This window comes from Burkholderia sp. WTPI3 (assembly GCF_021483755.1).
GTDB lineage: Bacteria > Pseudomonadota > Gammaproteobacteria > Burkholderiales > Burkholderiaceae > Burkholderia.
The window spans coordinates 1-13,521 of sequence record NZ_JAGIXF010000029.1 but is presented as its reverse complement, the minus strand read 5'-3'; the positions used below and the strand labels follow the sequence as shown (position 1 = coordinate 13,521).

The following is a 13,521-nucleotide window of genomic DNA, read 5'->3' as shown; positions in this document are numbered from 1 at the left end:
TGCAGCAGCGCGAGCCGGCACGCGTGAGCGGCACGGGATCGACGCGACGGTGAAGGCAGCCGGCCGAACGGCTCGCGGAGCATCGGCGAAAGCACGTATCATGGCGGCATGATCGGCGTCGCCGACACCCCGCTTCTTCACCATCATGCTCGATCACCTCATCTGCGACTGCGACGGCGTACTCGTCGACAGCGAAGTCATCGCCGACCGCGTATTGCTCGAAACGCTGTCCGCCACGTTCCCGCACCTCGATTTCGAAGCCGCCGCGAAATCCGCGTTCGGCCAGCAGACATCACGCTTTCTCGCCGGACTCGAAGCGCATTTCGCGATCCGGATGCCCGAGAACTTCATCGAAACCATCGAGCACAACATCGAGATCGCACTCGCACAGTCGCTTGCGCCGATCACCGGCGTGCGCGATGCATTGCTGAAGGTCGGCCTGCCTGCCGCAGTGGTCTCGAACAGCCGGCTCGTGCGTGTGCGCAACTCGCTGAAGCGCGCGTCGTTGACCGAAATCTTCGGAGACCGCGTGTTCAGCTCCGAGCAGGTCGCGCGGCCGAAGCCCTACCCCGACGTGTACCTGCATGCGGCGCAAACACTTGGCGTCGCGCCGGTGCGCTGCATCGTCGTCGAAGACAGCGTATCGGGCCTGAACGCCGCGCGCGCGGCCGGGATGAAGACGATCGCGTTCGTCGGCGCGAGCCACATCCCCGACAACTACGCGGATGCGCTGCGCGCGATGGGCATCACGCGGATCATGCGCAAGATGGATGAACTGCCGGCGCTCGTCGCGGCCGGCCAGCGCGGCGAATTCGGCGACGTGCAGTCCTGACGGCCGGCGCTCGCGTGCGCCGATGCGCGCGCGCCGTCTCGCGGGCGCATCGATGCGCCCGCTGCCTTCCCCGTCAGGCCGGTTCGCAGCAACGCTCGCGCGCAGCCGCCAGCGCCTCGCGGAATTCGACCAGTTCGGCGATCGTCAGCATCGGCAGGCCGTGCTGCTGCGCGAAACGCTCGACGTCGTCGCCGCGCGTCATCGTGCCGTCCGGATTCATCAGTTCGCACAGCACGCCCGCCGGCTTCAGGCCCGCGAGGATCGACAGGTCGACCGTGCCTTCGGTATGACCGCGGCGCGCCAGCACGCCGCCCGGCTGCGCACGCAGCGGGAACACGTGGCCGGGGCGCACGATGTCGTACGGCTTCGCATCGTCGGCGATCGCCGCGCGAATCGTCGTCACGCGGTCGGCCGCGGACACGCCGGTGTGCACGCCTTCGCGCGCCTCGATCGATACGGTGAATGCGGTGCCGTTGCGGCTCTCGTTGGTCTGCACCATCGGCGGCAGCTCGAGCGCGCGCACCTGATCGTCGGTCAGGCACAGGCACACGATGCCGCTGCATTCGCGGATCAGCAGCGCCATCGTCTCGGGCGTGATGCGCTCGGCGGCGACGATCAGGTCGGCCTCGTTTTCGCGGTCGTGATCGTCCTGCAACACGACGGCACGGCCCGCACGCATCGCGTCGAGCGCGGCGGCGATGCGCGGCGGCACCGGTTCGGAATCGAGCAACGGGAGATCGGCAAAGGCGTCGGACGGTGCCGACGAAACGGACATCAAGGACATGTGAAACGCTCCTCGCAAATACGATTTGGGCGAAAAACGTTTCAGGGCATTGCAAACAGACAGAACGACAATCCGCTTCGCACGCGTGGCAAAGCGGCCCTGGCGGACATGACTATCTGCACATCTTCTCTCATCCGGACTGTGACCGTCGGCTCTGGCATTCGACCAGATCTGCTGACCCCGCGCGGATGCACGGGCGCTCGCGGGCTCGCCGGCTTTCGCCAGCCTACCGCCGGTGGGGAATTTCGCCCCGCCCTGAAGACGCACTGATGCCGGCCGGGGGCTACCCGTGACCGGCGGGCCAAGCATACATCAGCTGCGCGCACCGCGCAGCGAACCACACCTAAAACCTTACTGACGACTCCGTCTAACGGCATCGTCCAAACGACCGATACCGGGCACCGGGCGCCCGTCCGGAACGCGACAGGTGCGAGCCCGGCTTCGGCCGAAGCATCAGCCAGCCGCGTGTGCGGCGTCGGGCACGAGCCAGCGCGGCGGCACCTCGGGGCTCACCGTCACGCGGAACGCACGTGCTTCGCTGTCGCCCGGGTTGCGCAGGCTGTACGGCTGGTCTGCGTCGAACACGATCGCGTCGCCGGTCGCGAGCAACTGGCGGCGATCGTGCACGCTGACCTCGAGCGTCCCCTCGCTCACGACCAGGTTCACCGTCGTGCCGGGCGCGCGCCGTGCGCCGGGTTCCGTATGCAGCGGCGCGATCCGCAACTCGTGGAACTCGGCGGCGGCCGGTTCGCCTTCCGGATATAGCGCGCGCGCCGAGAAGCGGCCGTTCGAGCTGACGACGCGCGACGCACGCTCGGCCGCCAGGTGCTCGAAGCCGTTTACCGCGTGCCGGCGCAGAAACGCGGCGACCGACACCTTCAGCGCCGCGGCGATCTTGCAGAGCACCTTGATCGACGGCACGCTGCGCGCCGACTCGATCTGCGCGAGCATCGCACGCGATACACCGGATAGCCGCGCGAGCGCATCGAGCGACAGCTGCCGCTCGGCGCGCAAGCGCGCGAGGTTCACGCCGACGACCTGCTCGAGGACGTCGAGCGACGCGGTCGTCCGCGCGTCGGCGGCGTCGCCGGACTCGAAGGAAGACACGTCGCGCACCAGCGCCAGGGGTGAAGACATAGCATTGCCTCCGGGCCGCCGCGCGGCCCTGCGAATGGGGTAAGCCGGAATCGGGTTGCGCCACGAACAGCGCGTATCGAGACGCTATCACCCGCCCCCCGGCCGGCAAACGAAGTTATCTTCACACCGTTATCAGCATCGCGGAGGAATGCGTTTCTCGCGAACCTTTTCCTGCCGCTACGGCGCCGATCCGGCACCGAAGAAGGCACCGGTCGACGCACCGCCCGTCAACCGCTCAATGCGCCGCCGGCGCCGCACCACGTGCCGGTGCGCGCGCATCGAGCCGCATCGCGACCCACGTGACGACGAGCGCCGCGAACGTCACCGCGACAGCGACCCACGGCAACGCATCGAGTGCGAAGCCATGTTCCAGCGCGAGCCCGCCCAGCCACGCGCCGCCCGCGTTGCCGACGTTGAACGCGCCGATGTTCAGCGTCGACGCGAGATGCGGCGCGCTCGCGGCCTTCTCGACCACGCGCGCCTGCAGCGGCGGCACCGTCGCGAACGCGGCGATCCCCCACACGAAGACGGTCGCGGCGGCCGCGACCGGCAGGTGGCTAGTCTTCGCGAACACGGCCATCACCGCCATCAGCGCGACGAGGATCGCGAGCAGCGACGGCATCAGCGCGCGGTCGGCGAGCTTGCCGCCGAGCATGTTGCCGATCGTCAGCCCCGCGCCGAACAGCACGAGGATCAGCGCGACCGCGCGCGGCGAATAGCCGGACACGCTCTCGAGAATCGGCGCGATGTACGTGAACACCACGAACACGCCGCCGAAGCCGAGCACGGTCATCAGCAGTGCGAGCCACACCTGCGGCTCTTTCAGCACGCGTACCTCGTGGCCGAGGCCGACCGGCCCGCTGTCGTGACGGTTCGGCACCAGCAGCGCGACACCGCCGAGCGACAGCACGCCGAGCGCGGCGACGATCCAGAACGAAGCGCGCCAGCCGAGCAACTGGCCGACGAACGTGCCGAATGGCACGCCGAGCACGTTCGACAGCGTGAGGCCGGTGAACATCAGCGCGATCGCGCTCGCACGCTTGTCGGCCGGCACGAGCGACGCGGCGACCACCGCGCCGATTCCGAAGAACGAGCCGTGCGCGAACGACGTGACGACGCGCGCGGCCATCAGCATCGCGTAGCCGGACGCGGTCGCGCACAGCACGTTGCCGACGATGAAGATCGCCATCAGCAGTTGCAGCGCGGCCTTGCGCGGCATGCGGCTCGTCAGCACGGCGAGCAGCGGCGCGCCGACCGCGACGCCGAGCGCGTATCCCGTGACCAGCAGCCCGGCCGACGGCAGCGACACGGCGAGGTCGCGCGCGACTTCGGGCAGGAGCCCCATGATGATGAATTCGGTGGTGCCGATGGCAAACGCGCTGATCGCGAGCGCCAGTAACGGGATGGGCATGACGTTCTCCGGAAGGCGGCGGGCGCGGCGCCCGGTCGGTGCCGCACCGCACAAGAAAGCGGGATGTGCGCGCATTGTCCCGAAGGCGCCTATATTTGATAATTGGCGTGGCATTTGAACCATTTTCAAATATCTCTGGAAAATCGCATGGACCGACTGGGCGACATCCGGCTGTTCGTCGAGGCGGCGGAGCTGGGCAGCCTGACGGCCGCCGGGCGCAAGCTGAACCTCACGCCGGCCGCCGCGAGCGCGCGGCTCGCGAAGCTGGAAGCGAAGATCGCGACGCGACTGTTCGAACGCTCGACGCGGCAATTGCGGCTCACCGACGAGGGCAAGCTGTACCTGAACTGCTGCCGCCAGGCGCTGCAGGCGCTCGACGACGCGGATGCGATGCTGCAGGAAGGCCGCAACGTCGTGAGCGGCAAGGTGCGGCTGTCGTCGACCTCCGATTTCGGCCGCCACCAGTTGCTCGACTGGCTCCACGAATTCACGACGCTGCATCCCGGCGTCACGTTCGCGCTGACGGCGTCCGATTCGTCGTCGAATCTATGGCAGGACGAAATCGACCTCGCGATCCGCTTCGCCGCGCCGCCCGACGGCGCGCTGATCGCCCGCCGGCTCGCGACCAACCGGCGCGTGCTGTGCGCGGCGCCGTCGTTCGTCGAACGCCACGGCGTGCCGGCCGACCCGCATGATCTGGCCCGCTTTGCGTGCAACGTGATCACGATCGCATCGGGCCCGATGAACACCTGGCACTTCACGCGCGGCGACGAAGTGCAGATCCACACGGTGTCCGTGTCGACCGCGTTCGAGACCAACGACGGCGGGCTCACGCGCGAATGGACGCTGCGCGGCCACGGCATTGCGCTGAAATCGCTGTGGGACATCGCCGACGACGTGCGCGCCGGGCGCCTCCGCGTGCTGCTGCCCGACTGGCGGCACCAGGACGCGCCGCTGCACGCGATCTATCACAGCAAGCGCTACATGGCGCCGCGCGTGCGCGTGCTGCTCGACTTTCTCGCCGAGCGCTTCGCACGCGAGGAAGCCGCGCTCGACGACCTGCTGAACGCGTGCCGCTAGCGGCAGGCCACGCAGCGTTGCGGGGTCGGAACCGAAGAGCGAGCGTCGCGCGCCCGCAACCGGCCGCCCGTCCGCCACGGCATGAAAAGCTATAATGGAAGGCTTTCCCGACGGCCTTTCCTGCCCGATGCGCGCATGCTCGCTCGATTCGCGCGCAGTGCACGGCCGTCCCGATTCACCCTTGACGACGCCCCCAGGTCAACCACTGCGAACGGCGAATCCCCATGACCAAGAAAGTTTACGTAAAGACCTTCGGCTGCCAGATGAACGAGTACGACTCGGACAAGATGGTGGACGTGCTCAATGCGGCCGAAGGCCTCGAAAAGACCGATACCCCGGAAGACGCGGACATCATCCTGTTCAACACGTGCTCCGTGCGTGAGAAGGCGCAGGAAAAGGTGTTCTCCGACCTCGGCCGCGTGCGCGAGCTGAAGGAAGCGAAACCGGGCCTGCTGATCGGCGTCGGCGGGTGCGTCGCGAGCCAGGAAGGCGCGTCGATCGTGTCGCGCGCGCCGTACGTCGACCTCGTGTTCGGCCCGCAGACGCTGCACCGCCTGCCGCAGATGATCGACCAGCGCCGCGCGAGCGGCCGTGCCCAAGTCGACATCACATTCCCCGAGATCGAGAAGTTCGACCACCTGCCGCCCGCGCGCGTCGAGGGGCCGAGCGCGTTCGTGTCGATCATGGAAGGCTGCTCGAAGTACTGCAGCTACTGCGTGGTGCCGTACACGCGCGGCGATGAAGTGTCGAGGCCGCTCGACGACGTGCTGACCGAAGTGGCCGGCCTCGCCGACCAGGGCGTGCGCGAAGTCACGCTGCTCGGCCAGAACGTGAACGCCTACCGCGGCGCGCTGACGGCGGGTTCCGCCGAGATCGCCGATTTCGCGACGCTGATCGAATACGTGGCCGACATCCCCGGCATCGAGCGGATCCGCTACACGACGTCGCACCCGAAGGAATTCACGCAGCGCCTGATCGACACGTACGCGAAGGTGCCGAAGCTCGTGAGCCACCTGCACCTGCCCGTCCAGCACGGCTCCGACCGCATCCTGATGGCGATGAAGCGCGGCTACACGGTGCTCGAATACAAGTCGGTGATCCGCAAGCTGCGCGCGATCCGCCCGGACCTGTCGCTGTCGACCGACATGATCGTCGGCTTCCCCGGCGAGACCGAGGACGATTTCGACAAGATGATGGCGCTCGTGCACGACATGAGCTACGACACCAGCTTCTCGTTCATCTACAGCCCGCGCCCCGGCACGCCGGCCGCGAACCTCGCCGACGACACGCCGCGCGAAGTGAAGCTCAAACGCCTGCAACATCTGCAGGCGACCATCGAGGAAAACGTCGCACGCATCAGCCAGTCGATGGTCGGCAAGGTCGAGCGGATCCTCGTCGAGGGCCCGTCGCGCAAGGACCCGAACGAACTCGCGGGCCGCACCGAGAACAACCGGGTCGTGAATTTCCCGGCGCCGCTCGCGTCGCACCCGCGCCTGATCGGCCAGATGATCGACGTGAGGATCAACCATGCGTACCCGCACTCGCTGCGCGGCGAGCTGCTGCTCGTGAGCGACGACGCGAGCGCGGCCACCCACTGACAGATTGACGCTCAACAGGAGCCCGACGCTACTTTGAAGACCGTCCAAGCACTGGAATTCACCGCACCGCGCGACGACAACGCGCGCCTCGCCAATCTCTGCGGCCCGCTCGACGAGAACCTGCGGCAGATCGAACAGGCGCTCGACGTCACGCTCGCGCGGCGCGGCCACCGGATCACGGTCCGCGGGCGCGGCGCGAAGCTCGCGCTCGCCGCACTCGAGAACTTCTACAACCGTTCGCGCGATCCGCTGTCGGTCGACGATATCCAGCTCGCGCTGGTCGAGGTGCGTCACACCGCCGGCAACGGCCGCCAGGACACGCTCGACGTGCGTTTTCGCGGCGACCCGGACCATCCGTTCGACGAGCCCGTCGTGCAGCTCGACGCGAACGAGCCGGACGAGGAGCCGGCGCCGAAGCTCTACACGCGGCGCGCCGATCTGCGCGGCCGTACGCCCGCGCAGCGCGAATACCTGAAGCAGATCCTGTCGCACGACGTCACGTTCGGCATCGGGCCGGCCGGCACCGGCAAGACCTACCTCGCGGTTGCGTGCGCGGTCGACGCGCTCGAGCGCGACCAGGTCAAGCGGATCGTGCTGACGCGCCCGGCCGTCGAGGCCGGCGAGCGGCTCGGCTTCCTGCCGGGCGATCTCGCGCAGAAGGTCGACCCGTACCTGCGTCCGCTGTACGACGCGCTGTACGACCTGCTCGGCTTCGACAAGACCGCGAAGATGTTCGAGCGCCAGATGATCGAGATCGCGCCGCTCGCGTACATGCGCGGCCGCACGCTGAACCACGCATTCATCATCCTCGACGAGGCGCAGAACACGACGCCCGAGCAGATGAAGATGTTCCTCACGCGGATCGGCTTCGGCTCGAAGGCCGTCGTGACCGGCGACACGAGCCAGGTCGACCTGCCGCGCGGGCACAAGAGCGGCCTCGTCGAGGCGCAGCAGGTGCTCGGCGGCGTGCGCGGCATCGCGCTCACGCGCTTCACGAGCGCCGACGTCGTGCGCCATCCGCTCGTCGCGCGCATCGTCGAGGCTTACGACGACTTCCACGCTCAGCACAAGGACGCGTGAAGCGCCGGCGGCGCCCGCGCGCCATACCGGCCAACGGCCCGGCCCGCCCGACGGCGCGCCGGGCTTTTTTTGCTTGTGCGCGGCCGGTTAGAATTCGGGTGCGATCGGCCGTTTGGTGTATCCTCAACGCGTCCCAATCGCCTCACCCGTCATGAAATCTTCCCGCTCCCGCAAGTCCGGTCGCGACCAGTCCGCCGCGCCCGATTCCCCGCGTGTTTCGCTGTTCGATGCGAAGGGCAAAGCCCGGACCATCAACGCACAAGGACTGCGAATCGACTTCCCGGACGGCCGAAGCCTGATGTTTGACCTGTCGGGCAGCTCGGGCGAGGCGACCGTCGCGATCGTCGCGCAGCACAACGACCCGGCGATGCGCGCGAAGCTCGCGCTGCAGCCCGAGCACTACGACAGCGTGACGCTTCACGTGGGCGCCGAACTCGCGCCGCGCGAAGAGGAGCTGGAAGCCGAACTGCGCGAGCCGGAACTCGACCTGTCCGTGCAGTACGGCGACGAGATCACCGGCGACGTGCGCAAGACGCTCCCCAAGCGCAAGCTGATCGCCGAATGGATCGAGCCGGCGCTGTTCGCCAGCGCGCAGCTGACCGTGCGCTTCGTCGGCGAGGAAGAAGGCCGCACGCTGAACGCCGGCTACCGCCACAAGGACTATCCGACCAACGTGCTGACCTTCGCGTACGACGCGGCGCCCGACGGCACCGTGATCGGCGACCTCGTGCTGTGCTGCCCGGTCGTCGAGAAGGAAGCGCACGAACAGGGCAAGCCGCTCACGGCCCACTACGCGCACCTGCTGGTGCACGGCGCGCTGCACGCGCAGGGCTACGATCACGAGACCAGCGACGAGGACGCAGCGGAAATGGAAGCGCTCGAAGTCGACATCCTCGCGAAACTGGGCTTCCCGAACCCGTACCAGTAAGCACCGCCTTCGCCATGCAACACGCCGCGATACTGCCGCCCGCCTACCCGCCGTCGATCGGCGAGGGACGGCTGCTGACGGAGGACGAGCTCGCGGCGTCGCTCGCGCACACGATGCGCGACTGGAACGGTCAGCAGGATCTGTGGCTGTTCGGCTATGGCTCGCTGATCTGGAACCCCGGGCTGCCGACCGTCGCCGCCGTGCGCGGCAAGGTGCACGGCTACCATCGCGGGCTCTACCTGTGGTCGCGCGTGAACCGTGGCACACCCGAACGTCCGGGGCTCGTGCTCGCGCTCGATCGCGGCGGCTCGTGCTCGGGCATCGCATTCCGGCTCGCGGGCCCCACCGCGCAGCCACATCTCGAAACCTTGTGGAAGCGCGAAATGCCGATGGGCTCCTATCGGCCCGCATGGCTGCCGTGCTCGCTCGAGACCGGCGAACGCGTGAACGCGCTCGCGTTCGTGATGCGCCGCGACGCGCCGACCTACACCGGCAAGCTGACCGACCCGGTCGTGAAGGAAGTGTTCGGCTGCGCGGCCGGCCGCTACGGGACGACGCTCGACTACGTGAGCCGTACCGTGGACGCGCTGCGCGCGAGCGGGATCCCCGACCGCGCGCTCGAAGGGCTGCTCGCGCGATGCCGGTGACGTCCGACCGGCACACAGGCGCCCCGCCGGCGACCGGCGCGGGCCGCGCATCCGGACCCAAAACCGCTCCGCTGCAACCGTCACGCCGTTCGCGCTGTACGCTCGCCGCGCTGATCGTCGCTGCGAGCATCGCGCTGTCCGGCTGCGGCCTGTTCGGCTGCGGCGGCGCCGCGACCAACGGCGCGGCCGCCGGCGGCTGCTCGACCGGCCTGCGCTTCTGAGGCCTGCGCCGGCGCGGCGCGACGAAATGCCGCCGTGCACGCTGCCGCCCGAGCGCCCAGCCACCGCCGGTGCACGCATTTTTGCCGCCGCTGCCCCGGCGACCCTTTCTGAGATAGGATGGATACGAAGGACGGCGCCGTGCGCAGCATGGCCGTCCCCGAGCGGGGCTCGCGCGGGCCGCCTGAGCCTGGCCGGACGGCCGGTGTGACACGGCCGCGCCATGCCCTTGGTGTATCCTTGCCTACTCCGTGACAGCGCGCCCCGGCATGACCCGGGCGCACCACCATGAACGATTCGTATCCCAGTCGAAAGCCAACCGACAAACCGCAAGAAAAGCGCTCGCTGCTGGAGCGCCTGACCGACTTCATTTCGCCCGAGCCGGAATCCCGGACCGAGCTGCTGGAAATCCTCCAGGACGCCCACGAACGCAACCTGATCGACGCCGATTCCCTGTCGATGATCGAAGGCGTGTTCCAGGTGTCCGACCTGTGCGCCCGCGACATCATGGTGCCGCGCGCACAGATGGACGCGATCAACATCGCGGACAAGCCTGAAGACTTCATCCCGTTCGTCCTCGAGAAGGCGCACTCGCGCTACCCGGTGTACGAGGAGAACCGCGACAACGTGATCGGCGTGCTGCTAGCCAAAGACCTGCTGCGCTTCTATGCCGAAGAGGAATTCGACGTGCGTGGGATGCTGCGCCCTGCCGTGTTCATCCCCGAATCGAAGCGCCTGAACGTGCTCCTGCACGACTTCCGCGTGAACCGCAATCATCTTGCGATCGTCGTCGACGAATACGGCGGCGTCGCGGGCCTGATCACGATCGAGGACGTGCTCGAACAGATCGTCGGCGACATCGAGGACGAATACGACTTCGACGAAGAGGCCGGCAACATCATCTCGGGGCCGGACGGCCGCTACCGCGTGCGCGCGCTGACCGAGATCCAGCAGTTCAACGAGACGTTCGGCACCGCTTTCCCCGACGACGAAGTCGACACGATCGGCGGCCTGATCACCCATCATTTCGGTCGCGTGCCGCATCGCGGCGAGAAGCTGCAGCTCGGCAACCTCGTGTTCGAGATCCAGCGCGGCGATGCGCGCCAGGTCCACGTGCTGCTGGTGCGCCGCAACCCGCTCGCGAGCCGCCGCGCCGAAGCCTCGCACGAGGACTGACCGTCTCGCGCCGGCCGCGCCTCCTTCAACCGCTCGCCCCTTCCGCTTCACATGGACGATCCGATCCCGTCCCGCCCGGCTGGCGGTCTTCTCGCGCCGGCGTCCGGCCGTGCGCTGCCGCGCTGGCACTACCCGGCCGCGCTGCTAGCCGGCGCAGCAAATACGCTCAGCTTCGCGCCGACGCCGCATGGCGGCTGGCTGCAACTCGTCGTATTCGTCTGTTTTTTCGCGCAACTGACACGCACGTCGAACTGGCGCGGCGCCGCGCTCACCGGCGGCGCGTTCGGCTTCGGCAACTTCATCAGCGGCATCTGGTGGCTCTACATCAGCATGCACGTGTACGGCGAGATGGCGGCACCGCTCGCGGGCGGCGCGCTGGTGCTGTTCTCGGCGTACCTGTCGCTGTACCCGGCGTTCTCGGCCGGGCTGTGGTCGTTCTGCGCGGGCCATGCATGGCACCGCCGCACCCCCGATCCGCGGCCGTTCTCGCCGACCTGGCACGGCGCATTCGCGTTCGCCAGCGCGTGGGCGCTCGGCGAATGGCTGCGTGGCACCGTGTTCACCGGCTTCCCGTGGCTCTCGAGCGGCTATCCGCAGGTCGACGGGCCGTTCGCGGGCTTCGCGCCGGTTGTCGGCGTGTACGGGATCGGCTGGGTGCTCGCGCTGTTCGCCGCGCTGGTCGTGCAGGCGCTCGTCGCCGCGCGCCGCGCGCCCGCGAATGCGAATGAACAAGGCGCCGGCGGCAACGCGCGCGTGCGGATTGCCGCGCCGGCCGCCATCGCCGTCGCGCTGATCACCGCCGGCCTCGGGCTGTCGCAGGCCACGTGGACCGTGCCCGCGAACGCGCCGCTCACCGTGCGGCTGCTGCAGGGCAACGTGAAGCAGGACATCAAGTTCGAGGAAGCGGGCATCGACGCGGCGATCAGGATGTACCAGCAGATGATCATCGAGAAGCCGGCCGACCTGATCGTCACGCCGGAGACCGCGATCGCGGTGATGATCCAGGAGCTGCCCGAGCCGTTCGCCGTCGCGATCCGCAAGTTCAGCGACACGACGGGCTCGGCCGTGCTGTTCGGCGCGGTCGGCGCGTCGGTGACGCCGGACGGCCATTACGTCGACTACACGAACAGCCTGTACGGCGTGACACCGCACTCGCGCGACATCTATCACTACGACAAGCACCATCTCGTGCCCTTCGGCGAATTCATCCCGTGGGGCTTCCGGTGGTTCGTCGACCTGATGAAGATGCCGCTCGGCGATTTCGCGCGCGGCGCGCCGGTGCAGAAGCCGTTCTTCGTGCACAACCAGCCGGTGATGGCCGACATCTGCTACGAGGACTTGTTCGGCGAGGAAATCGCCGCGACGATCCGCGACAACCCGCAACCGCCCGGCGTGCTCGTCAACGTGACGAACCTCGCGTGGTTCGGCGACACGATCGCGCTCGACCAGCACCTGCAGATCGCGCGGATGCGCGCGCTCGAAACGGGGCGGCCGATGCTGCGCTCGACCAACACCGGGATGACGGCCGCGATCGACGCGCACGGTCGCGTGCTCGGCCAGTTGAAGCCGTTCACGATCGGCTCGCTCGACGTGCGGATCGAAGGCACGAGCGGCTTCACGCCGTACGTGACGAGCGGTAACAACACCGTGCTCGCTGTGTCGCTGGTGCTGCTCGCGTTCGGCTTCACGTTCGGGCCCGGCCTGCGCCGCCGCAACGGCGCGAAGGCCGGTGGCGACCGGAACGCCTGACGCATCGGCCGGCCGTCGCGCGCTGCGCGGCGGCGGCTGCCCCGGCCTGCGGTTCGGCCCGGGTACCGAAGCTTCGGCGTGACTCCTTCGAAACGCCGGTCAACGCTTGCGCTTCGCTTCCTCCACCACCCCGCGCAGATCCCGCGCAAGCGCGTCCATCACCGGCGCCCATGCGCCGAACGCCGGCTGCCGGTACAGCGTGGCGGTCGGATACCACGGGCTGTCCGTGCGTTCGAGCAGCCACGGCCAGTGCGGATTCACGTCGAGCAGCACCCATGTGCGCGCGCCGAGCGCGCCCGACAGGTGCGCGACCGACGTGCACACCGTGATCACCAGATCCAGCGCGCCGATGAACGCGGCCGTATCGTCGAAACTCTTCAGTTCGGCCGTGTGATCGTCGATCGCGAAGCCGGCCGCGCGCGCCGCGGCGACGTCTGCTTCCGCGCCCGGCTGCAGCGAATGGAACGCGACACCGTCGATGCCGCGAAACGCACTCGCATAGCGCTCGAGCCCGACGCGCCGGAACGGGTTGCGCTGGTGCCCCGCGCTGCCCGTCCACACGAGCCCGACCTTCAGCCGGCCGTCGCCCGCGAGCCGCGCGCGCCATGCGTCGCGCGCGCGCGGATCGGCGTGCAGGTACGGCACCGATGCGCCGAACGTCGGCGCCTGCGTCCCGAGCAGCAGCGGCAGGCCGATCAGCGGCACTTCGTAGTCGAATGGCGGCAGCTCGTCGACGCCGCCGCCCGCGCTGAACGCGTCCGCATGCGCGCCGAGGCTGCGCGCCATCAGCGTGCCCACCTGCGGGAACGTGTTCCAGACGAGCCGGCCACCCTCGCGGTGCACGCGCTCGGCGAGCGGCGCGACGTAGCGGCTGAACTGC

Annotated in this window: 12 protein-coding genes, 1 pseudogene and 1 riboswitch; of the genes and pseudogenes, 9 read left to right on the top strand and 4 right to left on the bottom strand. The window is 68.6% G+C overall.

Going from position 1 to position 13,521, the window contains the following annotated elements:
* Positions 1-145: 145 nt before the first annotated feature.
* A complete protein-coding gene (locus J7024_RS17580; RefSeq protein WP_124828941.1) occupies positions 146-832 on the top strand; it encodes an HAD family hydrolase in 687 nt (228 codons plus the stop codon).
* Between the two features lie 73 nt (positions 833-905).
* Here J7024_RS17580 and ribB read toward each other — a convergent pair whose 3' ends face one another.
* The 3 genes from ribB to J7024_RS17565 form a co-directional block, all read right to left on the bottom strand.
* Positions 906-1,616 carry a 3,4-dihydroxy-2-butanone-4-phosphate synthase gene (ribB, locus tag J7024_RS17575; RefSeq protein WP_096507126.1) on the bottom strand — a complete coding sequence of 237 codons (711 nt, stop codon included), beginning with the start codon at positions 1,614-1,616 and terminating at the stop codon, positions 906-908.
* 118 nt (positions 1,617-1,734) lie between these two features.
* A riboswitch (FMN riboswitch) is annotated at positions 1,735-1,883 on the bottom strand.
* Between the two features lie 186 nt (positions 1,884-2,069).
* Entirely contained in the window at positions 2,070-2,753 is a 684-nt protein-coding gene (locus J7024_RS17570; protein ID WP_124828943.1) for a helix-turn-helix domain-containing protein, read from the bottom strand.
* A 235-nt stretch (positions 2,754-2,988) separates the two neighbouring features.
* The gene (locus tag J7024_RS17565; protein ID WP_124828945.1) at positions 2,989-4,164 is read right to left on the bottom strand and encodes an MFS transporter; all 1,176 of its coding nucleotides are present in this window, start codon (positions 4,162-4,164) and stop codon (positions 2,989-2,991) included.
* Positions 4,165-4,311: 147 nt separating this feature from the next.
* Here J7024_RS17565 and J7024_RS17560 point away from each other — a divergent pair, with 147 nt between their 5' ends.
* From J7024_RS17560 to lnt, 8 genes are all read left to right on the top strand, one after another.
* Positions 4,312-5,244 (top strand): LysR family transcriptional regulator, encoded by a 933-nt coding sequence (locus J7024_RS17560; RefSeq protein WP_124828947.1) that lies wholly within the window; start codon positions 4,312-4,314, stop codon positions 5,242-5,244.
* 224 nt (positions 5,245-5,468) lie between these two features.
* Complete coding sequence (miaB, locus tag J7024_RS17555) at positions 5,469-6,842, top strand: tRNA (N6-isopentenyl adenosine(37)-C2)-methylthiotransferase MiaB (RefSeq protein WP_124828949.1); 1,374 nt, start codon at positions 5,469-5,471, stop codon at positions 6,840-6,842.
* Positions 6,843-6,875: 33 nt separating this feature from the next.
* Entirely contained in the window at positions 6,876-7,922 is a 1,047-nt protein-coding gene (locus J7024_RS17550) for a PhoH family protein (RefSeq protein WP_124828951.1), read from the top strand.
* A gap of 151 nt (positions 7,923-8,073) precedes the next feature.
* On the top strand, positions 8,074-8,850 hold the full coding sequence (ybeY, locus tag J7024_RS17545; protein ID WP_124828953.1) for an rRNA maturation RNase YbeY: 777 nt from the start codon (positions 8,074-8,076) through the stop codon (positions 8,848-8,850).
* Positions 8,851-8,864: 14 nt separating this feature from the next.
* The gene (locus J7024_RS17540) at positions 8,865-9,497 is read left to right on the top strand and encodes a gamma-glutamylcyclotransferase (RefSeq protein ID WP_124828954.1); all 633 of its coding nucleotides are present in this window, start codon (positions 8,865-8,867) and stop codon (positions 9,495-9,497) included.
* On the top strand, positions 9,494-9,718 hold the full coding sequence (locus tag J7024_RS17535) for a hypothetical protein (protein WP_124828956.1): 225 nt from the start codon (positions 9,494-9,496) through the stop codon (positions 9,716-9,718). The genes J7024_RS17540 and J7024_RS17535 overlap by 4 nt, the downstream gene beginning before the upstream one ends.
* Before the next feature lie 286 nt (positions 9,719-10,004).
* The gene (locus tag J7024_RS17530) at positions 10,005-10,892 is read left to right on the top strand and encodes an HlyC/CorC family transporter (protein ID WP_124828958.1); all 888 of its coding nucleotides are present in this window, start codon (positions 10,005-10,007) and stop codon (positions 10,890-10,892) included.
* A 51-nt stretch (positions 10,893-10,943) separates the two neighbouring features.
* Positions 10,944-12,641, top strand: coding sequence for an apolipoprotein N-acyltransferase (gene lnt / locus J7024_RS17525; protein ID WP_124828960.1), 1,698 nt, complete (start codon positions 10,944-10,946; stop codon positions 12,639-12,641).
* A 99-nt stretch (positions 12,642-12,740) separates the two neighbouring features.
* Here lnt and J7024_RS17520 read toward each other — a convergent pair.
* Positions 12,741-13,521 (bottom strand): annotated as a pseudogene (locus tag J7024_RS17520) (hypothetical protein); the annotation flags it as partial.